Here is a 24,671-nt window from a genome sequence, read left to right as displayed (position 1 = left end):
CGCGAATCTTTTTCAGAACGGAACCCCATCAGCCCCCGCGCCGACCAAAGACTCCTCATCGGCGGCTTCGATTTCAACGTCTAGTTCGTCGAGGATTTCCGCGCTCTCAATGAGGTCCGACTCCGTCTGCGCAAATTCCGCGCCCTTCACGGTATTCAGAGAGTCCGCGGAAATATCGAATTTGCTCGGTTTTGCACAGTTCTCATCACTGGCGATTTCCTTGGCATACTTGATGTTTATCGAAGAGGTGCGCACCAGGTCAACCCCAATATGGGTCAGGTGCAAAGCGAGTTCTGGACGTTTTTCAACGACACCGGTCGTTTGGTCGGTATGTTCGTAAGTACCGGGAACTAAACGTCCCTGAGCGACGACCGGATCACCCTTGTGCAGTGACTCCGCAATGTTGACGGCGAAAGTCCCCCAGGCTTTGCAGTTGAACCACGTGGTTTCCCCGCTGGTCCAGTTGCCACTGGCGTCACGATAACTGGCGTTGCAGGCCAGAGAGAACCGGACCCAGTGGGTGCCGGCAGAGGTTTGGCGTAAGACAGGAGTATTTCCCAAATACCCGCTTACTGTTACTGTCATGGAGCTCATTATTGTTTTCCTTTCCCGAACGCCCCGGCGTTCGTAACTGTTGATAGCTGCCAGATAAAACAGCTCTCAGTTCGAGGGTTCCGCAAAGACTTGAACCGAACAAGACAAGAATTTTTTACCTGTGGATAACTCGTTTATTCACAGGGGCGAGAATGCCGGAAATAAGCTAAACTGGTCGAGTTAACAGATTTTTAGTTAACCGGCCAGCCTTCGTAGCTCAATGGATAGAGCAACGGCCTTCTAATCCGTAGGTTGTGGGTTCGAGTCCCACCGAGGGCGCAAACGCGCACAAACGAAGCCAAAGGTGTATTTGCTGGGGAAGGCTAACCTTTTAAAGGAAAAAAATTACTAAAATGGGGGTCGTGACTATGGAAAACCTTGTAGGCCCAGGTTCCCCCTCATCCCTGCGTGTAGCGAATCAAAAGCGCGTTTTAGCTGCCATTATCGATGCTGGGGGGATATCTCAGGCCGAGATTAGCCGCCGCACCGGCCTGGCTCCAGCAACCGTGTCTAACATCGTTCGTGAACTGACTGAAGCCGAGATTTTACGCTTGGCAGAAGCGGCTTCCGGCCGGCGTGGCAACACGATTGCGTTTGCCCCTAATATTGGCTATGCCATGGGTGTGTCGCTGGAACGCGAACAAGTGCGGGTTGGGATTGTTACCCTGGATCACGAAATTGTAGACACGCGGGTTATACCGCTACCGGCAGAGTCTACCGCCAACATTAACAAGGAAATGGCGGTTGACCTGTTTGACTCGATGATGGCCGCCAAGGGGCTAAAAAATGCTCAGATTGTGGCTGGCTGCATCGTCGTTGCCGACGCGGTGCGTTCAGATGGCCGCTTGTCCAACTACACCGCCATGATTCCGGGTCTTAGCGGAATCAACCTGGAGGACATCGCCCAAGAAGTTTCTCCTTTCCCGATTCTGACTGAAAATGACGCGAATGCCGGCGCTTTGGCTGAGCACATGTGGGGAGCCGCGAAGGACGTCGATGATTTCGTGTATATCGAGGCCTCTTCCGGAATCGGCGCGGGCATTATGGCAGGCGCCAAAATCCTGTACGGAACCGGCGGGATTTCAGGTGAAATCGGACACCTCCCGATTCCGAACCATCATGAGTTGTGCAAGTGCGGGGGCAGCGGCTGTCTGGAGATGACGGCCTCGGTCAGCGCGATAATGGCTTCACTGCGCAGCCTGGGAATGCCGGTGCATACCTTGAATGACCTCTATCGACTCATCGAGGAAGGCGATGTGCGGGCTACTCGACGCATTCACGAAGCCGCCCGCGCCATCGGCTACGTACTGGCACAAGTGTGCAACATCTTGAACCCAAAGATGATTGTCATTGGTGGCGAACTGTCCTATGCGGGCGAGGCTTTCTTAAACCAGGTTCGTGAGACCATTAACGAAATCGCCCTGCCCGATTGCGCCGCCGATGCAGCCTTGCATTTGAGCGCCTTGGGTTCGTCCGCTCCCCTGCGCGGCGCCATGGCGAAAGCGGTTTCGATGGTGGATCTTGACGCGATTTTGCAGCGGTTCTTATCTGACGATAACAACTGAGCCTTAGGCTGGCGAGGGTGAAAATCGCCGCCGGATACGATTAATGAATGGGAGATTAGTACAGTATGGGAAACAAAAAAAACGACCCTATGGTGTGGATTGACTGCGAGATGACCGGGCTCGATTTAGACGTTGACGAGCTGATTGAGGTCGCCGTTATCGTCACCGACGCCGAACTGAACCCGCTGGATTCCGGTATTGATTTGCTGATTAAGCCCAGTGCCACCGCAATGAATCATATGGGGGAATTCGTGCGCGAAATGCACACTAAGTCGGGACTGCTGGCCGAGCTTGACGGCGGTTTGAGTGTGGAGGAAGCCGGCCGCCAAGTTTTGGAGTACGTGAAACGCTACGTCCCCGAACCCGGAAAAGCCCAGCTGGCAGGTAATTCAGTGCATTCGGATAAAGCGTTCCTGGCCAAACAGATGCCGGAACTCATCAAGTGGCTACACTACCGGATTATTGACGTGTCTACCTTGAAAGAGCTGGCGATGCGTTGGTATCCGAAGGTTTACGGTTTGGCTCCGGAAAAGACCGGCAATCACCGGGCTTTGGGCGATATCATCGATTCCTTGAACGAGCTGCGCTATTACCGTTCGGTGTTGATGCCGGCGGGCGAGGGCCCCAGTACGGAGGAACTGCAGGCCGCGGCCGCCCGAATCGTGCAGACTTCGCCTTTCAAGTAAACGGATGGTGTTTGCGCACAAGCGCGTTCGGTTAGGTTGCCGCCAAACTCGGTTTCCCCAGCAGGCGGGGCACGAGTTTCGCCTGGGCGCCAAAATCCGGTACGATAGTGAGGTTGCTTTTCGCAAGCGATGGTGGCTGTAGTTCAGTGGTAGAGCACCTGATTGTGGTTCAGGATGTCGCGAGTTCGAATCTCGTCAGCCACCCGACTGAGAGAGCGTCCAAGCCGAAAGCGAAGCTTTCGGCTTGGACGCGAACGAGGGAGGGTATGCAAGGCGAGCGGAGCAAGTCCTTGCTAATACCCAGACGCTGGTCAAGGCATGCGCCTTGACCAGCTTTTTCGTGCCTGCGCAGCAGGCAGGGCCTCTGTCAACAAGCGCGTCGTAAGCTTGCTTACGTAAGCAGCTTGTTGAGAGAGGCGCGCGGCGGGCAAAACCCGCCACGAAAAAGCCGCAAGGCATTTGCCGCTTCGGCTAAGGGGTGCGCAAGCCGCCGTGAAACGGCGGGTTGCAAGCACCCGGACTCTCTAGCACCCGGGCTCTGAGAATAACCACGGCAACAAGTCGCCGTGAAACGGCGGGTTGCAAGCACCCAGACTCTCTAGCACCCTGACTACGGACAAGGTGCACGAACGACCGATTTCACTTCACTCGCACACGATTCTTTAAAACCCAAATCACCCTCACCTGGATCTTTACAAATTAGGATGTCAACAATACACAAATCCCGCCCCTGAAATCGGTCACTCATGCACGTACCTTTACAATCAACGCTCAAAATATCGAAAAACCCAAACCTTAGCACTTGCCTGGATTACTACTCCGTCAAGTCGCCCGGTTTGGCGCCACGCACGCATTTGATTTTTGAGACAATGAAACCATGTCCAGCAAAGATCAAACAGTAGTTATCATCGGCGGCGGTCCTGGCGGCTACGAAGCTGCAGCTCAGTCTCGTGTTCACGGGGCTCGCACGATTCTCATTGAGGAACAGGGGCCCGGCGGTTCCGCAGTCCTCACCGATGTGATTCCTTCGAAAACGTTGATTGCCTCCTCGGTGTGGATGGATAACGTGCGGCGTGCCGCAGAGCTCAACATTGTGGAGGAAGGCAGTTCCTACACGGCTGACGTGCTGGGTATTTTTGACCGGGTGGGACGCATGGCGGGGACGCAAAGCGCCGAGATTACGCACCGTCTGAGCGAATCCGGGGTGGAGCTGATTCGCGGACGCGGCTCTATCTTGCCGGAAACCGCTGATAACGGACGACGAATCGTGACGGTAGGAGAACGTCGCTTCGAAGCCGACGCGGTCATTGTTTCTACCGGGGCGCGCCCGCGTAAACTTCCCAAAGCCATGCCGGACGGCAAACGTATCTTGACCTGGAAGCAAATCTATTCGCTAAAGACCGTGCCGACGCACCTCATCGTGGTCGGTTCGGGCGTAACCGGCGCCGAGTTTGCCTCGGCGTTTAACTCGGTAGGCGTAAAAGTCACCTTGGTGAGTTCTCGTGAGCACGTGCTGCCCAATGACGACCCGGATGCGGCGCGGCTCATTGAGGAAGTGTTCGCCAAGAACGGGGTCAATATTTGCGCCAACTCCCGAGCCGAAGCTGCCCGCGTGGTCGACGACGGGGTGGTCGTCACGTTGAGCGATGGCAGAGAGCTGGAAGGTTCTCACGTGTTGATGGCGGTCGGGGCGATTCCGAACACGGACCAGATGGGTCTGGAGGAAGCCGGCGTGGAGCTCGACGAGCGCGGCTTCGTTAAGATTGACCGTGTCTCACGCACGACCGCGAATCGTATCTATGCCGCCGGGGACTGCACCGGCGTGTTCTTGCTCGCTTCAGTGGCTTCTGCACAAGGGAGGATTGCGATTGCGCACGCTTTGGGCGATGCGGTGGAGCCGCTGAACCTGGATCAGGTGTCCTCCAATATTTTCACTAACCCCGAGATTGCGGCCGTGGGGGTGACCCAGAAACAGGTCGATTCCGGCGAGGTCGATTGTGTGAGCGTGACTCTCCCGATTGCCCGCAACGCTCGCGCCCGGATGCGCGGCATTGACGAGGGCTTCGTGAAACTGTTTGCCCGCCGGCGCACCCGGACTATCGCCGGGGCGGTCATTTGCCTGCAGTATGCCGGGGAGTTCATTTTTCCGCTGACCCTCGCGGTAAAGAATCGCCTGACAGTCGATCAGTTTGCCAATACTTTCACGATTTACCCCTCCATCTCCGGCACTATCACGGAAGCGGCCCGCTCCCTACACAAGATGGTGGAACTCCCCTAACTTCTGTACCGTTTAAACCCAGCGTAGACCGACCAGAAATGTGTGAGGATAGGAGCGTCCACCCGATACGTTAACCAACGAAAGGACGCGCAATGCTGCACGAAATCACTTTCCCCTCTTTCAACGAACGAGACACTGTTTACGGCTGGATTTATGTTCCGGCGGCGAAGCCAAAAGGCATTGTCCAGCTTGTTCACGGTTTCGGCGAGCATTCCCGCCGCTATCTGCACCTCATCGTCAATCTGCTGGAGGCAGGCTACATCGTGGCTGCTGACGACCACGTTGGTCACGGGAAAACCGCTGTAGAGAACGACCGTTGGGGCGACTGGGGCGACAAGGGCCCTCACACGATGATGGAGGACGAACACCGCCTATCCGTGCTTGTGAAAGAAAAATACCCGGACCTGCCGCTGTTCTTTTTCGGCCACTCGATGGGGTCGATGATTGGACGAGACTACATGGTGAAATACGGCGACGAGCTCGCGGGAATTACCCTGTGTGGAGTGACGGGGCGCTTCCCCGAAACTGACGCGGTGATAGCACGGCTACAAGAGCTGGTGGCGGCCGGCGAGGGCGAAAACAGCAATCCCGAGATTGTCCAGCAGTTCTTCGGCTTTTCTTTTGCCCGCATTCCCGAGGGCGTAAAAATTGGCAACGAGTGGATTTGTGAGGATCCTTACGTGCAAAAGGACCATGCCGAGGATCCTTTTGATGCCTTCACCAAGCCGACGTCGAACCGTTCCATGCTCGATTTCGCCCAGATGCTGAAACAGGTCGAAGGCCCCCAGTGGGCCGAGTCGGTCCCAAAGGACCTGCCGGTTTACTTGATTGCGGGCTCTGAGGATCCCATCGGCATGTTCGGCACCGGATTCATGGAGGTCGTGAACTGGCTGGAGGATACGGGACACCAGACCCAGGCGCAGCTCTATTTCGGATATCGCCACGAAATCCACAACTACACGGACATCAAAGACGAAGTGGCCTGGGGCATCATCGACTTCTTCGACAAAATCGTCGAAAACTGACACCCCACAACGCTTGGGGATGTTCACCGGATTGAACTCTGGCCGCGCAGTGTTTACTGGACAGCAGTTTGCGAGACCAGAGTTCTCCGGCGTTCAGATATGAATCGGTTTCACTTGGCACCATCAATCACGATGGTGGGGTTGTCCCGTGTGATTATTTCTTTACAAAAGATATCGGCTTTGAGGTATTTAGACATCAATTCCGAAAGCTCATCAATTGCGGATTGCAAATCCTGAGCGCGCAGAGGATCTACGCATTCGATAATCAAGAAAGCTTTGTTTGAATCGTCCCTTAGAGCAGTGCGGATGCCATCGCGCCAGTTCCAGCAGCGACAAATCGCTCCCGCATCATCGCGGTAACACAATTCCCCTTCTAAGGTTGGCGATTCCTCCTCTTCTCCCAGGGCGGTGAAAGCGTCTGAACCTTGAGTGATGCCGAGACGAATGTTTCCATCCATAGCGTCGATATCCTCTCCTCCCACCGGAAGTGCATATTTCAGAGAAATAATGTTGTAAATGTCTACTGTCGGGTTAATTGAGCCGACAGGGTTTCCCTTTAATACACGTTTCAACAAATTCTCAATTGAGCAGCGGGCGCCTTTCTTAGTTTTGAACTTCTGGAAAGCTTCGCGCCACACAGCCACCACTTCATTCTGGGAGATAGTGTCTGAGGTGAGGTGTTTTTGGGCAGTACGGTTCGCCTCGGCAAGGAGCTGCTGAATAGTTGTCACGTCCTCTTCTGGCACTTCCTCGACTTGGCGCATATTCTGAGCCACAACAATGCCTATCCGTGCCTCAGGAAACAATTCCCAAAACGAATCTTCAGTAACAAACTGCTTCATGATATGCCTCATTTCTACTCGATTTCTTGCCATCCGCATTCAATTATGCCCAATTATCCCCTCTCTGGATTACCTAGGCAGCATCGCACTACTTGGAAGAGTTCCGGGCTACATCACTAAATACTGCATGAAAGCCACACCTGTGAGCGTAGGTTAAGCAACAGCCGTATAAAAAATATTTCCAGATTCAGATAGGGTCGTTCACCCCCGAACGGCCCTATCTGACCGTTAAGCCCACTCGCCAGACCCTTGTGACGTCCTCTCCCCACCGTTCACTGATGAGGTCGCACGATGCAACTAATCCCCAACCGTACAGCTGAGAGCCTTTTCCCGGGCGAAGACTCGTTGCGAGCATCTCTCAAGCACCGGGGATTCTCGCGGCGCGATTAGCCGCCAGCACCCCATTGGTGCGGGTCAGAGTCAGATGCGCCGTGCCTTTAGTGGGAAGCTGCGAATCACTGGTGGGGACATTTTGAGAACTGTGATGCTTCTTTGAGGTTAACCGGTGTATCACCCTGGCCACCATCAACGGATGACGAGCCTGCACCTTCGCAATCAACATGAGCATCCATTTAGGAAATGACAACGTAATTCTCCTTCTCGGCTACTTCAGCAATGATTTCCTGGACTTCCCAATCCACCCGTGAAGCATCGTCTTTCACCAGCCCCAACCTGGTTGGACGCTGCAAAATATCCGCAGCATTCATAGCCCCTCATGAGTCAACGCAAAAGCCACCTCAGCGCGGGTCACATCGGCGCCATACAAGTATTCCAAAAGTCGGGCGATTTCCGCCTGAGCCACCACGGAGAACGCCCCATCCCGGGAACGAATCAGGGCGTGCTTGCGCGAAATATCTACAGTTGAGCCTCCCTCACCACTATCAATAAGGAGTCTTAGTCCGGTGAAAGTTCCGATTACATCGTCGCGGCTGAGGGACTGTTCGAGGGCGAAGTAGATGTTGTGTAGCAGGAAATCAATATCTTCTTCGGGAGTTTCGGGCACGTCAGGAATCAGACCGGGATTATCCTAATCTGTCAACCCCAGGTACACCCGATGGTGCGGTGCCGGCAGAATGAACAGGTAACGCGAGATTGACCCCGACAGCGGCACCGTGAGGGAACCTCGCGGATTCCCCAGCCTCTAGGCATAGATTATTCTGAGCATTCGAGACATTACACGCCGAAAATAGGGTATTTACACTTGAAATAACCAGCTGTAAAATATTATCAGCGCGCGCCGGAAGGGATGTTTAAAATGTTTAACTTTTCACGACACCTACTAACCCTTGCCACGGCGTTTATCGTGAGTTGTTCCCTTGACACACCCAGCGGCATTAGCAGACAGCTTTGAGAATGAGATGAGTCGCGTTACCGCATAAAAAGTGAAAACTCTAACCTATACTAAAAACTCCATAGTTTTGCTAAACATCAACGGAAAATACGAGGAGTCATAAACGTGAGCGAAATATTTATTGGATCCAAGAATCCTTCAATATACAGCCAGCATATTTCTCACTCCAGAATCGATTCTACATTAGAGTCGAATCTAAGCAATTCTCGTTTGCGGGCTATTCTGGGCGACGTTATAGACATTAACAGCGAAGCGCACTTCATCGCGGACGCTTTTAGTAATTTATCTAAAATTGATACTATTCTTCACCGTTCAAAGGACTCACTAACTGAACTTGTTACAGATTACAATCATCGCCGGGATTTAATACTTAAAGCCTGCTCAGCCAATGAGACATATAAAGCTAACGAACATAAATTGTTAGAAGCTCTCGACTCTGAATTTAGGGAACGCATTTCTAGCTACGCCGACGATTGTGTCGGTCTCATCAACAACGTCGCCACCAAGGCAGCATCTAGTGACGCCAGCTTGGTGGCTATGGATTGGATTTCCGGATATAAAGGTAGCGAAGGACTATTTCTGCGCGATTCAGAGGCTCACGGCATCAAAACCGATATCATCAGCTTCTTTACTCAGGCTCTCAGCGATTCAAAAGGGAACATCCCCACTGAAAACGACCAACGCTCTGATTATCATGGTCAATATCTCACTGCTGCAGACTTAACCGGATCGTCTTTTTTTCACAAGCTAGAAGTGTTCGCCCGCACAGTTTCATCCAAACAAATGCAGCAAGATAATCTCAGGATTAACGAAGCAAACGAACGTAAGAATCGTCCTCACAATGATGTACTTGCCGCTAAATATGCCTCATCCGATTGGCGCTGGGCTACACGCTTGGATATTAAAGTTTGGCAACATGATTACCAAATCGCCGCAGCACGCCTCGAAGATACTTCTCATTTAGACGGTTTTTCAGATGCGTTAAAACGTATTCTAGGTCGTTTTGACGCCTCTGCCAGTGTATATAACAAATATACTGGTCTTGATCCCGAAGAAGGTCCTAGCCTCGGTCTACAAATCGAAGATGCAGCGAACACCTTGGGTAAAACTACCCTCAAGCACGGAGCAGACACCTTTACAAAATACGTATCTCGTATCGATACAATTGCAAAATCATTGTCTTCAATTCAAAAAGCTCTGTTGGGCGTAATGTATGCAGATGCAGAGTTTATCGGAAACGATAAAGCATTTCTCAAAGTAGATGCTTTTGCTAAAGCATTAGCGACTCATAACTTCCACGGCTTTAAACTTGGCAATATAGGAACCGTCAAAGGAGTACATTTACTTAATCAACTCCGCTGGTATCTCGATGATGAATCTAGCACTGGCATTCCTCGGGTCAACTTCCCCAATTCACTCACACTTAATGAACAGATGGCTCTAATTACCAACAAATATTTACCGTGGATGGTTCAATCTGAACCCACAAAAATGAAACTTGTCGACTCGGCACTACGGAAACTCCATAACCATTAGAGGAACCTATCAGGTACACCCACACCCACCGGCATACCGCGTCGTAGCGAACATCATCAATCATTGACCAGCTGAGGAATGACATTTTAATCAATTTCTAGCCTCGTCTTTGCCCTGGTAACACCATTTGTCTCATATATTGAAACAGCTATCCGGTATGTGGACAAAGCAACTATAGTCGGAGCATGACTACTCAAACCAATTCTCGAACTGATAACCAATCCGCAGCGCCAAAAGCGCTTACCCCCGAAGACCGCAGTGCCCTGCGGGCTGTGACGATTTTCCCAGTTCTGATTATTGCGGCAGCGGCGTGGGGATTCATTTCCCCCGCTACGGCTGGGGCGCTCACCCCGCACGTCGCGATACTTTTGGGTGTCATTATGTTCGGCATGGGTCTGACCCTAACGTTGCCGGATTTTCGTCTGGTATTCACAAGGCCGTTGCCCATCTTGCTCGGTGTCGTCGCCCAATACGTCATCATGCCTGCGCTAGCGGTATTAATCGTTAACGTTTTACGCCTCCCGGACGCCGTAGCTGTGGGCGTGATTCTGGTCGGCTGCGCCCCAGGGGGCACATCATCGAACGTGATTTCTTATCTGGCCAAAGCCGACGTGGCGCTGTCCGTCACCATGACCGCGATTTCTACCCTGCTCGCCCCCTTGATGACCCCGCTGCTGACGCAGTGGCTGGCCGGTAAATACATGCCGCTGGACGGCGGGGCGATGGCGGTGAGCATCGTCAAGATGGTGCTGGTTCCCGTTGTGGCTGGCTTAGTGCTACGACTGGCTTTCCCCAAGTTCATCAACCGAATCCTGCCGGCTCTCCCCTGGATCTCTACCCTGGGTATTTCCGCAGTTTTAGCAGGTGTGGTCAGCGCCTCCGTAGACGCCATCAAGGCAACTGGGCTGCTGGTTTTGGTCGCGGTCATCCTGCATAACATGCTGGGTTACGGCGTGGGATACGGCTTCTCGAAGTTGCTGCGGGCAGATAACCGGGTGTCGCGCACGGTTTCAATTGAGGTCGGAATGCAGAACTCTGGCATGGCCGCCACCCTGGCTAAGACACACTTTGCCATGACCCCCGAAACCGCGCTACCCGGCGCCATCTTCTCCATCTGGCACAACCTGTCCGGAGCGCTGCTCTCGGTCATCTACCGTCGCATGGCTGAACGCGAAGCCGCCCGCCAGGCTGCGAGCCAAACCCCGGAGAACACCGCAACGGCCACGGCAAACCCGATGCCGGGCGCTACTGCAGAAAACACCACCACCCCGGCATTGGTGGGCTAAATCCCTTTTGAAAATCCCCTAAAGGCGACAAAGACGGGCAGGCTGGCGAAAAAACAGCCTGCCCGTCTATCTCATCCCACTCACGAAATACTACGGGTTTGCATCAATTTGCACTCCTTGAGCATCGCCTCTCTTTGATGCCGCGAATCTTCTTGACAATCACTCCGCGTGCTCGCCGCAGTCGTGTACATATTGAGGAAAATATGAGGTTGGTAGACGATGACTATTTGTCCCAATCAAAGACTGAACTTTTGTGATGCCTTGCCTACAACAATGAGAAGTCAAGTCCACGAGCATGTATAAAGAGCTTCCAGCTCCGACCTTTTCAAATGCAAACTATACTTTTCATTTATGTGTAAAAAAGCTAAAATGTAAAGTATGATTAGCAATTCCACACTACCGCATTCGTATTCTCGCGATTTGGCACGCCCTCGATACCTTGACCTGCTGCGACGCTACCGTGATACCGAATCGGTAAAGGTACTCTCTGGAGTGCGTCGCTGCGGAAAGTCAACTCTGCTGCGATTGTGGAAACAGGAACTGCTGGATTCCGGAGTACCGGAAAGCCACATTTATCTGCGGCGCTTCGACGATTTTTCCCTGCCGCTTGATCTGAATGCACAATGGCTGCAAGCAGATTTACAACAAGCCTTCGATGCCGCCGACCCCAACAAGCCCTTCTACGTGCTGCTAGATGAAGTCCAAGATGTTACTGGTTGGGAAAAAATCGTCCGTGGATTGCATACCAGTCCCGGAGTGGACGTGTATCTCACCGGCTCCAACGCTTATGTTTTGAGCGGTGATTTAGCAACTCGACTCAGTGGACGCTATGTAATCCTTGAGATTTACCCCCTGTCTTTCCAGGAATATCTAGATTTCGTAACCACCAGCCAGGAAACCGCCCGCAGTGAAGAAGCCCTGTTTGCCGATTACCTGCGCTTCGGAGGCATGCCAGGACTGTTCCAACTTCCCGGATTAGACACGGAAACCGTGACAAGAGAGCTCACAACCATCTTTGATTCCGTAATCCTGCGCGACGTGGCAGCCCGACTCCAGGTGCGTGAATTAAACGTCTTAGAAAAGTTGGTCCGCTATGTGTTTTCCACTTCCGGGTCCCTGTTCTCCACTCGTTCCATCGTGAACACTCTGAAAAGCTCGGGCTATCGCGTATCTGGAGTTACCCTCGACTCCTATCTTGATGCCCTATCCCGAGCGCTGTTGATATATCCGGTCGAACAGATGGGGCTGCGCGGCAAAGAAATTTTGCGACCATTACGCAAGTTCTATCCCGTCGACACGGGATTACGGAACCTGACCACCGGTTTCGCTCCGACTGATGTCGGCTACCAGTTAGAAAACCTGGTTTACCTAGAGCTGCGCCGTCGTGGCTTCACTGTCAGTGTGGGTGCGCTGCCTAAAGGGGAAGTGGACTTCGTGGCGGAAAAGAATGGCGAACGCGTTTATTTCCAAGTCGCCGATGACGTTAGCAACGAAAAAGTCATGACCCGGGAGCTCACACCACTACAGGCCATCGAAGATGCTTTTCCCAAATTATTGCTGACCACGGATTATTTACATACCGGAATCCGCCTCGACGGCATCCGCGTGCTCCACGTCATTGACTGGCTCACTGACCGGCAAGGAACTGCTTCACTGTAAAAAACCACATCCAATGGGTGAAAAGAATTACATTCGATGAGTATTATTAGTCGCCGAAGAACTCCGGCGGTGACGCGCCATGGCACCTAGTTCACCGCAGTTTGGTTAGCCCCGACTACATGACCCTCGTTTTTTCAATCTCTTTGGTCATATCGTGAATCCGCCCGGCAATCGTATGGCGCAAAACCAGCCCGAGCACCAGGTTCGGAATCAGGAACACCAGGATTATCACCAGGTTATAAGCAAAATCCCCCGCATAGATCCCGGCGATAGCCGAACGCATCAGGTTAATTGCATACGTAGCGGGCAGCCAGGGACTTATGTTTTGGAACCATTGCGGTAGCAGTTCCAGCGGATAGGCCCCGCCAGCGGCAGAAATCTGTAACACCAGTAACACCACCGCTACGGCTTTGCCCGCATTGGAAAGCGCCACAACCAGGGTATAAACGATATTGGTAAAGACGGTGGAAATAATCCAGCCCGCCAAGATCAGCAGGTAGGGGTGCGCCGGTTCAATCTCCACGAACACGATCAGCCCGACCATCAGCAATGTGGATTGAGCCATCCCAATTACCCAGAATATAAAGTAACGTCCCAGATACTCCTGTGCCCCGGTGAATACAGGCTTTTTTACTGCGGCCTTCACGGCTGATTTCGCAGTTGGTGTCGGTGCTGTTTCGTCAGGTTTCGCACCGAATCTATCTGACTGGGACGATTTAGTTGCATCCTTATCCCCGCCAGCGGCTCCATGAGGATGTTTCTGGGTACTAATACTGGTCAGGTAGCGTTTCGCCACATTCGGAGAAACGTCAGTGCGCAGGAATACCCCTGCCAGGAGAGCCCCAACCCACAGGGCTATGACAGTAAATAGCGGAGCCATACCCACCCCAAAGGTGGCGACTGGGAACACAGCATTGCGTTGTACCGATACAGGGCTAGAAATCAGGCGGGCAAAGCCTTTGGGGTCAGCCCCCAACGTGGTCGCGATTTGGTTCAAGTCACCATTCGCCCGGGTGGACGCAATCTGTTCACGAGCCTGGTTCAAGCGGCTGGCTCCGTCGCGCATCTTTTGCGCGGTATCAGCCAGGGTCTTCTGGCAGCGGCGCATACTCTCAATCATCCCGCCCGCGCTTTCCGACAGGTCGGCTTGTATCGCCTGGAGATGTGAACGGAAAACTTTCATATCTTCTCCGGCAGAATTCAGATTCTCACGCAGGCTTTCAATCTTTGGCTGTAAGTTTTTTTCATAGTTAGACCGAGCCGTGTCAATAGCCCGTTGCGCGTCTGCTAGGGCGTGGCGAGCCGAATCCCTCAGGTCAGAATCGAGAGTTACTCCCCAGCGCAGGTCATCTGCAATATCGCCCAGTCGCTCCGATAGGCTTTGTTGGCGAGCAATTGCCGCGTCCAAATCAGCCAGGAGGCGGTCGACGGTCGGCTCTTTCCCCTGCAAATCCGCTCCACCCGACCCCAGTGACTGCTCGATTGTGTCCCGCGTCTGTTGAAAGCCAGTGATTTGTTTATCCAACAAGGTCTGCAACTGTTCGACTGTGGCAGCACTGCTTTGGGTGGCTTTATTGGCGGAATCCAGCAAGTTGTCCAACCGTTTTTGCAAATTAGTGAGATTGTCTGCCGCCAGGCTCACAGCTTCGTCGAGCCCGGATGAGACGACCGCAAAGGGATTGTCCGTTCCCCCACTGCCGCTGCCCCCGGAACCTAATGAGGAGCCAACAACCCCCTCGAAAGAATCCTGCACCCCCGCAGCCAGCTGTTTTGCCCCGCTGGCCAGCGGCACCGCCGAACCTATCAAGGTAGACAGAGAACTGACTGTGTCCGCCCCGGAATTCAGTTGTGTACTGAGGGTTTCGAGGCGGTTACTCAGCCGGTCCAAAGCCGCCTGCGTGTCGGCAGTGTCCAGGTAAGAGGATACGTCCTGGGCAATGCCCACGGTGACTTCCGCCAAGGTGTGCGAAAAAGTCGTGTTGATTTGCGCGGTGACACCCTGAGCGCCTTGGGTGGTGAGATTGGCTGACAGCGGGTTCTTTTTTTCGTTGGTGTACAGCGTGATATTTGCCGGGGCGGCCCCGCCAGCATAGAACGTGAACATGGACTGCGAAAAATCCGTCGGCAACACTATTGCCGCGTAATACTCCCCCGAGCGCGTGCCTTCCAAAGCCTGGTCTTTGCTGGTTAGCACCCAATCAAACTGGTCATTTACTGCCAGTTCCTTGAGTACGGTGTCCCCCACATTGACTTTGACGTTCAGGATCTTGCTGGTGTACCCCTCATCGGTGCTGGCCACGGCAATCTGTAACCGACCCGAATTTGAAAAGGGGTCCCAGGTTGCCAACACGTTGAACCAAGTAAAGAACAAGGGCACGGCAATCAACAAAACGATGGAAATCCGCACCATGACACTGCTGCGAATCTGGCGGAAGTCGTCGCGAATGATAAAACGTACTTTGTTCATCGTGCCTCCTCGCTGGTTGTGGAGGCATCAGTTTCGCACGTTGGGTCCTCAGTAATATGCTCCGCCGCATTTGCGGTTTTGGTAGTATTCACGTCTCGCTGACGGGCAAGGCTCTCGAAAAGCTCATCTTCTGTCAGATGTGACAACCTTTCGGCTCGTTCTATGGAGCTCTTTAGCACAACTACACCAACCAGTGTCCCCATGATGACCAACCCCCAAATCGCTACTATGCCCAGGAGCACAGGCTTACTGGCGGAGGTGAGCCGGGAAATTAATCCCAGCACAACCAGCCCTAAAATCCCCACGCTGCTCAGTCCATTAATCAAGGCGGGATAACGGGCATTGAACTTTTCTTGGCGTCGCCTGATACGAGTGGAAAATTCTTTCCGGTTGCCCAGCAGCGCAATGATGTTGCTCAACCGGTAACCGCGGCTTTGCAGTTGTACGTTTTCATTCACGACCAGTTCCGTGCGGGCCAAATCGTCATAGAACAACTGGGTGAAGTAACCCAAGCGACGCCTACCCACAAAGCCCAGCTGGAACACCGTGACGCTCATAATCAATAAAACCGCCATAACATGCCAGAAACGACCGTCATAGAACCCGCCTATAGTTTCTCGCATCGCGTCTATGCCGTAAGAAAACGGGAGTATCGGGGAAAGCTGGCGGAAAAATCTGGGCATCAGCTCAATTGGATAGATACCCGAGGCACCGGGAATCTGCAACACCACCAGCAAGATTGCCAGGGCTCGACCCACGTGACTCAGCGCAGCCGCCAAGGCATAGATTATTGCCAAATAACACGGCCCAATCAGCATGGATGTTGCAATGAAAGCGGGAGCGTTAACCGCCTGCACTCCCAGCAGCAAACTGCCCAAGCTGACAATCAAGCCCTGTCCTATAGACAACACCCCGGAGAGCATGAATCGTCCCAGGTAAGCCGAGCGCAAGCTCAACCAGTCAAAGCCTTCTTTATCGACTTCTACTCGAAAAATGATGACCAGGATAAGCGCACCAATCCACAGGGAGAGATTGATGAACATGGCCGCCATTCCCGAACCATAAGAGTTGATGGGATAGAGCGTTTGTTGGTCGAATTTCACTGGTGCGGTCAGGTAGCGTCCGATATTGGTCGGATCCAAGCCAATGACTGTTTGCAAGGTTCCCGTCCGTATCGCACTAGCCAGAGTCGCCACATCGGTTTGCGCCCCGCGAGTCGTAGCGACCAGCCCGTTCAGGTTGCCTTGCACTTGAGTAAGCACGTTTTGCGTGTTCGCGATTTGGTCATCAACCCCGCGGGTCAGCGTCGAAATTTCCGTCAGGGAATTCCGCGCGGTACTCACCGCAGATTTGATGGCTCCCATTTGTGCCGACAGCTGCGTCACCCGGGCGTTTAACGTAGAGGCTGCCTGACTGGACTGTTCACGCAAACCGGTGGTAACTTGTTGCGCATCGGTCAGAGCCTGATTATAGGCATTCATCAGCGCCTGCAAATCCTCGCCGGTCTTTGCTGCATCTGACCCAGTTTTCCCGACTTTAGCGAGCAGATTCTGCATGTCGTTCAGCCGGGTATTTAACTCTGCAGCGAGCTTTTGCGTCTGCGGGAATTCTTCCAAAACCTCAATCTGAGCACGCATTTTCACTATCGAAGCATTCGCCCGCTGAATGCCGGATTGCAGCTGCGAGTCCATTTCGGTGAGTTTACTCGTAGCATTCGACACAGCCGAACTCGCCGCCGCCGAGGACTCATTGAGCGCTTTTTGGGCGTTGATACTGGCTTCCCCCGCCACGGCCGCAAATTCGGAAGCATCGGAGACGACCGTTCCTAAAATGTCTTGGGCGTTACTCAAAGCCGCGGAAACATCAGCCAATGCCGGGTCAGCTGCAGCCAGCGCAGCCCGGACTTTTTTCGTAGTCTCTAAGGAACCAGTCAGAGACGCACTGGCGGAATCCAAGGCGACTTGCGCATCAGCCAGGTCCCGGTTGATACCGCCCAAGGCGTCGACAGTGCTGCCCTGAGCACCAACAACGCTCGCGTCAATCTCTAACCCACCATCGCGCAAAGCCAGCGCAATGGCCTCGCCGACCTGGCCCCGGAAAGTGGACGTGATTTGAATGTCGAGTTCATTTGCCCCGACATCGGTAATTTTTGGCGCAATAGCGCCTTTCTTTTCATTCACATAGTATTCGATGGTCGGCTGGTGACGTTGACCGCTAAAAATATCGACCAAATCTTTGCTAAAGGTCTTCGGGATGACAAAAGTCGCATAAACTTCCCCGGCTTTGATTTTGTGGTTGGCCGTGTCCTGATCCGTAAACTGCCAGCCGAGATCTTCATTCTCTGACAGCTGTTCGACTATGAGATTACCAATATTGAGCTGGCCAGTCAGTGCAGATGCCGCACCCGCATCGTTATTCACCACCGCTATGGGCAGGTTTTCCGTAGCCTTATAGGGGTTCCAAAAGGCCAAAATATTCAGCCACGTGTACAGGGCTGGGGTGACTAAGATGCCGAAGACGATAATCAGGGACCGCGGAACCGCAATAATCCGCTTCACATCACGGGTGAACACCCGCCAGCTATCTTTCACCCCCCAATCATAACCGTGTGTTGAAATTCTGGCAGTTCACGCAATCTACCACGTGACTTTACAGCCCTAAGAACTCTTTGACCTTTGGGAGTTCACGTTGCATCTGTTCGTATCCGGCGGCAAAATTTTCTTCCAGTTTGGCGGGATCATCTTCGAAATTCGCAACCCCCATATGTTCGGGATAAAAGACGTAGGCCTTGCCCTCAGCCTCCAGGCGCTCCAGCTCCGCCCGGGTCCGGTTGTAATTCGCGGGACGGTCCACCAAAGCCTGGGCGGCCCGCGGATAGCGTGCCAGCAAAGACCGATAAGTCCAATCGGGCAGACGGTTTTCCTTCACGTAATCACGCGGTCGCGTCAGGATGACCAGGAACTTTTCGTAGCCATCGGCCTGCGCTACATCCAGAGGAATCCCGCCGCTAGGGCCTATGGCACCGTCCATGCAGGCCTCCCCGGCAATGTAGGTGACCGGGGTGGCGATCGGCATAGATCCCGAAGCCTTGCACACATGGGTCAGCTTTTGCTCCGTGTCCACCTGGTCTGCACAGAAATAGACATTTTCGCCACGCTTCGCGTTGTACACCCCGACACGCCACTGCGCTGGATTGGCCACAAACCGTTCATAATCCAGTTCCAGCATTGCCCCCGGCTCAGTCATGTCGTAGTACATGTGGTGAGTGTCAAAAATCCCTTTACCTTTGATGGCGGTCTTCCAGCCGCCAAAAGCAGGATCGATAGTGACATCAATAAAGCAGCGCCGGGAGCGTTGAGGCAACCGGGCCAGATAGTTCACCAGGCAGGTTGCCCCCGCAGAGATTCCTGCCACGTAGTCCACATACACTTCCGCTTCCAACAGGGCGTTTACTGCTCCCCCGCTGTAACTGCCACGCATGGCCCCGCCTTCAAACAATAAAGCTGTGTCAAAGACGTTGTTTTCAAACCGTTGCATTCCAAGTCACCCCTGTTCCCATCGTAGGGATTGACATGGTAATCCGCATCTGGAGAGTCGCGTGTTTATTCCCACTCAATCGTTGCAGAGCCCGTTTTTCGCGTAGTCAGGCGAAGAGCGTGAAAACGAACTGGCACGCATGAACTTCATCTACAACGAGGCTGATGCCATGCTCATCGATGGCGATGGCGTCTACTTCTTGAAGACACGCGCTGATAAAACGGAACTTAAAAAGGGCGAATCCGAGGCTTCTGAAAACCAGAACGCGGACGAATAATCAGATGCCCGCCCATCAACGCGGCGGGGCGGATGTCTTCCTTGTTATATAAAAAATCGATTTTACTCCCATTCGCGCGTTACCGGATTCCAGGTCATAGCATCTGCAAAACCGGCATACACAGGATTGAAAAGTTTGCCTGCGAGTTCTACTGACGCGTCAATGCTCCGAAGCGAATGGGGCAGGCCGGTCTGGGAGCACAGCCTTTCGTACTGCCGCTCATGAGGCGCGCCCCATTCATCTGGTATGCAGAACGTCTCAGGCAGGGCGATGCCGCGCACGGCACCTTCCTGCAGCACGCGCTCCCGCAGCTTTCCTCCATCTATGGAGCATGTCACCGCATAGACCGCAATATCAACAAGATCCTTCACACGGGAGGAGGCTCTCCTGTCGTGCCTTTCAACCAGTGCACAGAGCTTATCCGCCAACGCGTTCTCGACGGGATAGACCAGATAGTCGCATACCGGCAGACCTTCGATCTCAATCCTATCCGCAGGGGTGATGAGTTCCGCACGGTCTAGGGGAACCTCATCGACAACGAGGTCGATGGCGATGGGCTGTTGGCTCTTCGAGCCAAGCGTGGGCTGGAAAACAACGCGCAGTCCGCTCCGATATTCATCCTCTACCTTTATCGGGTCAGCGGACGCAAATGTGAACCGCATGTAATCGCCGAGGTCCACAGAGGCAAGCCTCTTCAGCTCTTCGAGGGCTCTCTCAAGAGAACGCTCCTTGCAGAGCAGATCGATATCCTTCGTCGCACGCGCGTCCACGGTTCTGGCGAGCATACTCTGGCCGCCTTTAAGCACGAAAACGTGATGCGGGTCGCTGAAAATACGGCAAAGCAACCTGTGGAAATAGAACCCGGTCATGGCCCGACCCGTGTCGAGCGCCGATCGTCTGGTTGCCGCCTTTGCAGCCATCTCGAGTGCCGCGGGAGTCTTGTATCTCATCCAGCGCACTCCATGTCGAGGTGCCGTTCCTTGAGTCCGCGAATCACCGATAGCGATTCCTGCACGCTTTTCCTCTCCGGCTGGTCGGCAATTATCTTCACCAGGCGGTCGTAGTCGAGATTGCCCTCGGAGTTGAAGGAGTCTTCCACCAAAGACCATTCTTCGTTGTCCAGGCAAAGGTCGACGAGTGTTCGCTCGGGTCGCGTAACAGGCAAACCCTTGATCCAGCTCACGTCGTCCGGGTCGACTCTTCTGATTGCGAAACTCGCTGATTTCATGCGGGAGTTAATTCTACGCGGTGTGTAAATACGATACGGTGACAGATAGAAGTCGCCGAGGTTCTGCAGACTTGCCGCAGTCGAACCGCCGATGGCGATTCCGTCCCAGGCGCCGACCTGCATGCGCTCGTGGGTGAATGCGGCTGGATTGGTCAGCTTCCAGATAGCCGCAAGCTCGTCTGTGAAATCGCCTTGTGATCCGGCAAGCCGGTATGCGCCGTGCACTATTCGCTCAGCTCGACCGGAGGTCACGGCTTGGGACAGGGCATTGCGCGTGATTCCAAGCCGTGCGGCTTGAGCCGTGGTGAAGACGCCCTCCGAGGCGGAGAGCTCGTTGAGGGCTGCTATATGATTCGAATAGGTCACGTTGCAATTGTACGCTTTTAACAGACATACGCAACCACATCAAAAATAGAAACTGTGGCGATGCTCTCCAAATGGTGCAACTAGTTGCAACTAGATGCGATAGGAATACACTAGATGGACCTATTCCCACTCGGCAAATTCAGATATAGTAGGGTGTATTTGAGGTGATTTCGCAGGAAAAACTTTCGCAAATATGTTAATATTCCACCTGCTATTTTCGGCTGTAAAGTTTATTAGTATCAAAATAGTATCACAAAAGGCTGGGAAATACAACAGAATTATGTGGAGCTCTACATAATTCCGGCACGGACGGACGCTGTCAGGCACAGCGGATAACAGCCTTGCAAGAGGCGTTGTACCTGCGCTGGATATATTCTTGATAGGCTTTCTGGTCTGTCATGGAAATTCCCCCTCTCTGAATAATAGTGCGGGGCGGCAGCACTCCTTGCTGTCGCTCCTTGACTGCCTAACTGCGAAACCGGGCGGGGCTGTCAACGGTGGGCGAAGCCCGTTCATCTTGACCGCCCGCTGGCTCGGCTGGCTTTGCTATTTACCCGACAAACTTGAATTTATTGTAAGGTATCACGTTTTACCTTCTTAAGCCTTACTATCATTACCATAGGAATTTCTTTGTTGGTTTTGAAACATTCTTCATAAAATCCATCAATGACAAATCCAGCTCTAAAACAAAGGTTAAAAATATCTTGTATGGAACGATGATAATAAATCTGCTCTTTCGGTTGCCCTTCAATCGCTATATCATAGTAACTGTGCGGTGTCATATATTTTTCAGTCAATGTGATAAAACAAGGGTGCTGCGTTGCAAAGACAAAAATCCCGTTTTCCTCCAATAGTTCATAAACAGCCATAAAAAGCGGTTCAATATCCGTAATATCCATAATTGCCATATTAGAAACTGCTTTCGTAAAGGCTCGATTTCTTTTTAATTCTAATATACTTTTTCTATTGGTCGCATCCGCCACACAAAATTCAATTTGTTTTGCATATTGTGATTGCCGTCTTTTAGCCAATTCTATCATTTTTTTGCTGTAATCAAAAGCGACAACCGAAGCGCCTCTTTGTGCAAGATACGAAGAATAATTTCCATTGCCACACGCAATATCCAAAATATAATCCGCAGGATTAGGAGATAGAAGTTCCGTTACTTTGGGACGCACTACCTCTCTGTGAAATTCATTAGATTCGTCACCCATTGCATTATCCCAAAATTGTGCGTTCTCCTCCCAGATTTTTTTACTTTCCTCTGTTCCCATGTTCTCTCCCACTCCCAAAATTTGCTTTTTTGCTTCCATTAAATCTTCCTTACGATATTCCATTGTTACCCTCCATAACTTCTGATTGTTGCCGTCTTGACGATTATGTATCTTTACATTACCTTCTGAAACATATGGCGCACCTTGTCCAGGCGGTTGTTTGGACGGCGGGGCTGGATGACCGGCTGGCCGACAGCGGCCTGATACCCTTTTAGCTCTGTAAGGCATACGCTCTGCCCGTTGGTGTAAAAGGCCAGATCAGTACGGTATGCCTGTATACAGCGGGCGCGAATCTCGCCAGTAAAGACAACTTCATCCTTTTTTACCTGGGCCGTTTCGATGGTGGCACAGTATTTCGGTGCATCATGATAAGCCCTGGAAAGGTATTCCTGGGGCGCATAGAGGGTGAAGGAGAGATAAGGTTCCAGCAGCTGCGTCCCCGATTCCTTCAATGCCTGTTCCAATACAATCGGGGCCAATGAGCGGAAGTCCGCCGGCGTGCTGACTGGACTGTAATAAAGCCCGTATTCAAAGCAAATCTTACAGTCCGTTACGTTCCAGCCGAACAAGCCCTGCTCCAGCCCGTAACGGATACCATCCCTGACAGCGTTTTGAAAACTCTGGTTCAAGTATCCCAGCGAAACCCGGCTCTCGTATTGTACGCCGGAGCCAAGCGGGAGTGGTGTAACAGACAGTCCGATAGATGCCCAAAACGGGTTGGGCGGCACCTCGATATGGATGGTGTGGCTGGCTGCTTTGAGCGGCCGCTCCATATAAATGACGGTGGGTTCCTTTACCACTGTTTCAATCTTGTATTTTTCCGACAGCAAAGCGGAAACGACCTCCAACTGCACCCGGCCCAAAAAAGAAAGAATGATCTCATGGGTGATGGAATCCACTTCGCAGCGCAAAAGCGGGTCAGTATCCGCAAGTTGCGTAAGAGCGTCCAGCAGCCGTTCTCTTTGCGCTGCCGTTTTCGGCGCAATCGTCGTCCGCAGCATGGGGAGGGGGGCCTCGCGCCACCTTTTACGAGGGAGCCGGGTTTGATCCCCTAATACATCGTTTAACCTCACGCTGTCGCTGGGAAGGATAACAATTTCGCCCGGATAAGCGGTGTCTGTCCGAACAATTTCCCCTTTGGATGGAATACGCATCTCTGTGATTTTCAGCTTTTCTCTCCCGGCCAGGGCCACCGTATCCCGCAGGCGCAGCGTTCCGCTGTATAGCCGCAGATAGACACGCCGCTGGCCGCAATCGGTGTACTCAACCTTGAAAACGCTGCCGCATAGGGTGGCGCTCCCCTGTTCCCCAATCGGTTGGAACAGTCCTGTCACCGCATCCATCAACGGTTGAATGCCAAGGCCCTTTTTGGCGCTGCCATGATAGACCGGAAACAGGGAGGCTTCTTGAACCCGCCGCTGTTCCTCCCGCGCAAGTTTTTCCTGGCTGATTGGTTCTCCTGCGATATACTTTTCCAATAATGCATCGTTATTTTCGATGACCGCATCCCATGCTTCTATGTCGGTATTTTCCTCCAGGACTATTTCCGGGGACAGCGACACCGTCTGCTTGATGATAATATCGGCGGAGAGCTTATCCCGAACAGACTGAACCACGCTCTGCAAATCAACGCCAGCCTGGTCGATCTTGTTGATAAAGATAACGGTGGGAATGTTCATTTTCCGCAGGGCATGGAACAGAATACGGGTCTGGGCCTGCACGCCATCTTTCGCGGAGATCACCAAGATGGCCCCATCTAAAACAGCCAAAGAGCGGTACACCTCCGCCAAAAAATCCATGTGGCCGGGCGTATCCACAATGTTAACTTTACATCTGTGCCACTGGAAGGAAGTGACTGCCGCTTGAATGGTAATCCCACGCTGCCGCTCCAAAAACAAGGTGTCCGTCCTCGTTGTCCCTTTTTCGACGCTCCCTGGTTCTGAAATGGCTCCACTGGCATATAGCAGACTCTCCGTCAAGGTCGTCTTTCCAGCGTCTACATGGGCAAGAATCCCGATATTGATAATGTTCATGTCTATCCTCCATACAAGGCCCGAATGGGCGCAAAAATCCCCAGCGGCTAATACTTTTACCGCTGGGGATCATGACTTCGGACACACAGAAACATACACGACTTACATAAGCCGCGGTCCGTCACGATATTTACTAAAAAGGCAAAAGTATTCTTAAAATTGGGTACAAAAACCAAGCCCCTGCAAGGGGCAATCATTTTTGCGCCCATTATCAAATTTTATTTAAGAATACCTTGCCGCATATTTGATAGACTCCTCAAATCAGGATAATAGCAGTATATCATAGTACGCTCTAAAAAACAAGAAATCATTTTACCGGCTCTGCCGAGGACTTCATGCGGACATTCTTCTGGCTGGACGAGGACAGCCCTGGCGCTATCCGCCTGTTCCAACTTGTCCGCAATCCGGGCAGAGCAGGGGCCGCTGATGATACCGCTGTACGGTACAATGATAGCGATGACTGGCCCGCACACCCTCCCGTGGGTATGTACTTCCAGTATGGCCTTGTGGACGAGTTCATGCGGGAATGGCTTTTTCGTCAGCAGGAGTTACACGCCGGGGAGATCACCAGGGAAGAGTATTTTGAATGGAAACTCAACTGGCCCCATACCTGCGACGATGGCCTGGAAAGCGAATATTATATCCCTTGGCGGAAAAATAAATAAGA

General features: G+C 52.7%; 21 protein-coding genes, 2 tRNA genes and 1 pseudogene. 11 read left to right on the top strand and 13 right to left on the bottom strand.

The genetic code is table 11. From position 1 onward, the window contains the following. Positions 1–12 precede the first annotated feature (12 nt). A complete protein-coding gene (locus tag Q0V70_RS01415) occupies positions 13–585 on the bottom strand; it encodes a single-stranded DNA-binding protein (protein WP_297587501.1) in 573 nt (190 codons plus the stop codon). A gap of 215 nt (positions 586–800) precedes the next feature. Here Q0V70_RS01415 and Q0V70_RS01410 point away from each other — a divergent pair. From Q0V70_RS01410 to Q0V70_RS01385, 6 genes are all read left to right on the top strand, one after another. Then, positions 801–873 (top strand) — tRNA-Arg (locus Q0V70_RS01410). A gap of 74 nt (positions 874–947) precedes the next feature. Then, positions 948–2,159 carry an ROK family transcriptional regulator gene (locus Q0V70_RS01405; protein ID WP_366126425.1) on the top strand — a complete coding sequence of 404 codons (1,212 nt, stop codon included), beginning with the start codon at positions 948–950 and terminating at the stop codon, positions 2,157–2,159. Between the two features lie 65 nt (positions 2,160–2,224). After that, a complete protein-coding gene (gene orn / locus Q0V70_RS01400) occupies positions 2,225–2,845 on the top strand; it encodes an oligoribonuclease (RefSeq protein ID WP_297587498.1) in 621 nt (206 codons plus the stop codon). Positions 2,846–2,977: 132 nt separating this feature from the next. Next, positions 2,978–3,049, top strand: a tRNA-His gene (locus Q0V70_RS01395). A 673-nt stretch (positions 3,050–3,722) separates the two neighbouring features. Next, the gene (locus tag Q0V70_RS01390) at positions 3,723–5,123 is read left to right on the top strand and encodes an NAD(P)H-quinone dehydrogenase (RefSeq protein WP_297587495.1); all 1,401 of its coding nucleotides are present in this window, start codon (positions 3,723–3,725) and stop codon (positions 5,121–5,123) included. Positions 5,124–5,215: 92 nt separating this feature from the next. Beyond that, positions 5,216–6,148, top strand: a complete 933-nt coding sequence (locus tag Q0V70_RS01385) for an alpha/beta fold hydrolase (protein WP_297587493.1) — start codon at positions 5,216–5,218, stop codon at positions 6,146–6,148. Between the two features lie 110 nt (positions 6,149–6,258). Here the strand turns inward: Q0V70_RS01385 and Q0V70_RS01380 are convergent, their stop codons facing one another. The 4 genes from Q0V70_RS01380 to Q0V70_RS01365 form a co-directional block, all read right to left on the bottom strand. Next, positions 6,259–6,990 (bottom strand): B3/4 domain-containing protein, encoded by a 732-nt coding sequence (locus tag Q0V70_RS01380; RefSeq protein WP_297587491.1) that lies wholly within the window; start codon positions 6,988–6,990, stop codon positions 6,259–6,261. A gap of 358 nt (positions 6,991–7,348) precedes the next feature. Continuing rightward, positions 7,349–7,576 (bottom strand): LysR family transcriptional regulator, encoded by a 228-nt coding sequence (locus Q0V70_RS01375; protein ID WP_295027250.1) that lies wholly within the window; start codon positions 7,574–7,576, stop codon positions 7,349–7,351. Next, the gene (locus Q0V70_RS01370; protein ID WP_297587489.1) at positions 7,563–7,697 is read right to left on the bottom strand and encodes a hypothetical protein; all 135 of its coding nucleotides are present in this window, start codon (positions 7,695–7,697) and stop codon (positions 7,563–7,565) included. Before Q0V70_RS01370 ends, Q0V70_RS01375 begins: the two co-directional genes overlap by 14 nt. After that, on the bottom strand, positions 7,694–7,993 hold the full coding sequence (locus Q0V70_RS01365) for a hypothetical protein (RefSeq protein ID WP_297587487.1): 300 nt from the start codon (positions 7,991–7,993) through the stop codon (positions 7,694–7,696). Before Q0V70_RS01365 ends, Q0V70_RS01370 begins: the two co-directional genes overlap by 4 nt. Before the next feature lie 453 nt (positions 7,994–8,446). On the opposite strand from Q0V70_RS01365, the gene Q0V70_RS01360 reads away from it, so the two are divergent. The 3 genes from Q0V70_RS01360 to Q0V70_RS01350 all read left to right on the top strand — a co-directional run bounded on the left by Q0V70_RS01360 (position 8,447) and on the right by Q0V70_RS01350 (position 12,822). Beyond that, positions 8,447–9,877 carry a hypothetical protein gene (locus Q0V70_RS01360; protein WP_297587485.1) on the top strand — a complete coding sequence of 477 codons (1,431 nt, stop codon included), beginning with the start codon at positions 8,447–8,449 and terminating at the stop codon, positions 9,875–9,877. Between the two features lie 185 nt (positions 9,878–10,062). After that, complete coding sequence (locus Q0V70_RS01355; protein ID WP_297587483.1) at positions 10,063–11,163, top strand: bile acid:sodium symporter family protein; 1,101 nt, start codon at positions 10,063–10,065, stop codon at positions 11,161–11,163. A 378-nt stretch (positions 11,164–11,541) separates the two neighbouring features. Then, complete coding sequence (locus tag Q0V70_RS01350; RefSeq protein WP_297587481.1) at positions 11,542–12,822, top strand: ATP-binding protein; 1,281 nt, start codon at positions 11,542–11,544, stop codon at positions 12,820–12,822. Positions 12,823–12,937: 115 nt separating this feature from the next. Here the strand turns inward: Q0V70_RS01350 and Q0V70_RS01345 are convergent, their stop codons facing one another. From Q0V70_RS01345 to Q0V70_RS01335, 3 genes are read right to left on the bottom strand one after another with little or no spacing between them, the layout of a single operon-like run. Continuing rightward, on the bottom strand, positions 12,938–15,289 hold the full coding sequence (locus Q0V70_RS01345) for a YhgE/Pip domain-containing protein (RefSeq protein WP_297587479.1): 2,352 nt from the start codon (positions 15,287–15,289) through the stop codon (positions 12,938–12,940). Next, entirely contained in the window at positions 15,286–17,880 is a 2,595-nt protein-coding gene (locus tag Q0V70_RS01340) for a YhgE/Pip domain-containing protein (protein ID WP_297587476.1), read from the bottom strand. The genes Q0V70_RS01345 and Q0V70_RS01340 overlap by 4 nt, the downstream gene beginning before the upstream one ends. A gap of 58 nt (positions 17,881–17,938) precedes the next feature. Continuing rightward, a complete protein-coding gene (locus Q0V70_RS01335; protein ID WP_297587473.1) occupies positions 17,939–18,826 on the bottom strand; it encodes a patatin family protein in 888 nt (295 codons plus the stop codon). Between the two features lie 139 nt (positions 18,827–18,965). Here Q0V70_RS01335 and Q0V70_RS01330 point away from each other — a divergent pair, with 139 nt between their 5' ends. Further along, positions 18,966–19,103 carry a hypothetical protein gene (locus Q0V70_RS01330; RefSeq protein ID WP_296179215.1) on the top strand — a complete coding sequence of 46 codons (138 nt, stop codon included), beginning with the start codon at positions 18,966–18,968 and terminating at the stop codon, positions 19,101–19,103. Between the two features lie 62 nt (positions 19,104–19,165). Here the strand turns inward: Q0V70_RS01330 and Q0V70_RS01325 are convergent, their stop codons facing one another. The 5 genes and pseudogenes from Q0V70_RS01325 to tet(W) form a co-directional block, all read right to left on the bottom strand. Further along, positions 19,166–20,053 (bottom strand): nucleotidyl transferase AbiEii/AbiGii toxin family protein, encoded by an 888-nt coding sequence (locus tag Q0V70_RS01325; protein WP_297587470.1) that lies wholly within the window; start codon positions 20,051–20,053, stop codon positions 19,166–19,168. Continuing rightward, a complete protein-coding gene (locus tag Q0V70_RS01320) occupies positions 20,050–20,697 on the bottom strand; it encodes a type IV toxin-antitoxin system AbiEi family antitoxin domain-containing protein (protein WP_279105573.1) in 648 nt (215 codons plus the stop codon). Before Q0V70_RS01320 ends, Q0V70_RS01325 begins: the two co-directional genes overlap by 4 nt. A 322-nt stretch (positions 20,698–21,019) precedes the next feature. Next, positions 21,020–21,097 (bottom strand): annotated as a pseudogene (locus Q0V70_RS01315) (sigma-70 family RNA polymerase sigma factor); the annotation flags it as partial. A gap of 169 nt (positions 21,098–21,266) precedes the next feature. Next, complete coding sequence (locus Q0V70_RS01310) at positions 21,267–22,034, bottom strand: class I SAM-dependent methyltransferase (RefSeq protein WP_297587467.1); 768 nt, start codon at positions 22,032–22,034, stop codon at positions 21,267–21,269. 50 nt (positions 22,035–22,084) lie between these two features. Further along, the gene (gene tet(W) / locus Q0V70_RS01305) at positions 22,085–24,004 is read right to left on the bottom strand and encodes a tetracycline resistance ribosomal protection protein Tet(W) (RefSeq protein WP_279105575.1); all 1,920 of its coding nucleotides are present in this window, start codon (positions 24,002–24,004) and stop codon (positions 22,085–22,087) included. A 335-nt stretch (positions 24,005–24,339) separates the two neighbouring features. Between tet(W) and Q0V70_RS01300 the strand changes: the two genes are divergently transcribed. After that, positions 24,340–24,669 (top strand): hypothetical protein, encoded by a 330-nt coding sequence (locus Q0V70_RS01300; RefSeq protein ID WP_297587464.1) that lies wholly within the window; start codon positions 24,340–24,342, stop codon positions 24,667–24,669. The last annotated feature ends 2 nt before the right edge of the window (positions 24,670–24,671 follow it).

It is taken from the genome of uncultured Mobiluncus sp. (assembly GCF_947087965.1).
GTDB lineage: Bacteria > Actinomycetota > Actinomycetes > Actinomycetales > Actinomycetaceae > Mobiluncus.
This window is presented reverse-complemented; position numbering and strand designations above follow the sequence as displayed.

Bases quoted from the DNA above. Each gene is read 5' to 3' on its own strand.
- Q0V70_RS01300 (WP_297587464.1), top strand. From the start codon at position 24,340: ATGCGGACATTCTTCTGGCTGGACGAGGACAGCCCTGGCGCTATCCGC.
- Q0V70_RS01350 (WP_297587481.1), top strand. From the start codon at position 11,542: ATGATTAGCAATTCCACACTACCGCATTCGTATTCTCGCGATTTGGCA.
- Q0V70_RS01355 (WP_297587483.1), top strand. From the start codon at position 10,063: ATGACTACTCAAACCAATTCTCGAACTGATAACCAATCCGCAGCGCCA.
- orn (WP_297587498.1), top strand. From the start codon at position 2,225: ATGGGAAACAAAAAAAACGACCCTATGGTGTGGATTGACTGCGAGATG.
- Q0V70_RS01380 (WP_297587491.1), bottom strand. From the start codon at position 6,990: ATGAAGCAGTTTGTTACTGAAGATTCGTTTTGGGAATTGTTTCCTGAG.
- Q0V70_RS01405 (WP_366126425.1), top strand. From the start codon at position 948: ATGGGGGTCGTGACTATGGAAAACCTTGTAGGCCCAGGTTCCCCCTCA.
- Q0V70_RS01335 (WP_297587473.1), bottom strand. From the start codon at position 18,826: ATGCAACGGTTTGAAAACAACGTCTTTGACACAGCTTTATTGTTTGAA.
- Q0V70_RS01370 (WP_297587489.1), bottom strand. From the start codon at position 7,697: ATGAATGCTGCGGATATTTTGCAGCGTCCAACCAGGTTGGGGCTGGTG.
- Q0V70_RS01385 (WP_297587493.1), top strand. From the start codon at position 5,216: ATGCTGCACGAAATCACTTTCCCCTCTTTCAACGAACGAGACACTGTT.
- Q0V70_RS01390 (WP_297587495.1), top strand. From the start codon at position 3,723: ATGTCCAGCAAAGATCAAACAGTAGTTATCATCGGCGGCGGTCCTGGC.
- Q0V70_RS01325 (WP_297587470.1), bottom strand. From the start codon at position 20,053: ATGAGATACAAGACTCCCGCGGCACTCGAGATGGCTGCAAAGGCGGCA.
- Q0V70_RS01330 (WP_296179215.1), top strand. From the start codon at position 18,966: ATGAACTTCATCTACAACGAGGCTGATGCCATGCTCATCGATGGCGAT.
- Q0V70_RS01310 (WP_297587467.1), bottom strand. From the start codon at position 22,034: ATGGAATATCGTAAGGAAGATTTAATGGAAGCAAAAAAGCAAATTTTG.
- Q0V70_RS01345 (WP_297587479.1), bottom strand. From the start codon at position 15,289: ATGAACAAAGTACGTTTTATCATTCGCGACGACTTCCGCCAGATTCGC.
- Q0V70_RS01415 (WP_297587501.1), bottom strand. From the start codon at position 585: ATGACAGTAACAGTAAGCGGGTATTTGGGAAATACTCCTGTCTTACGC.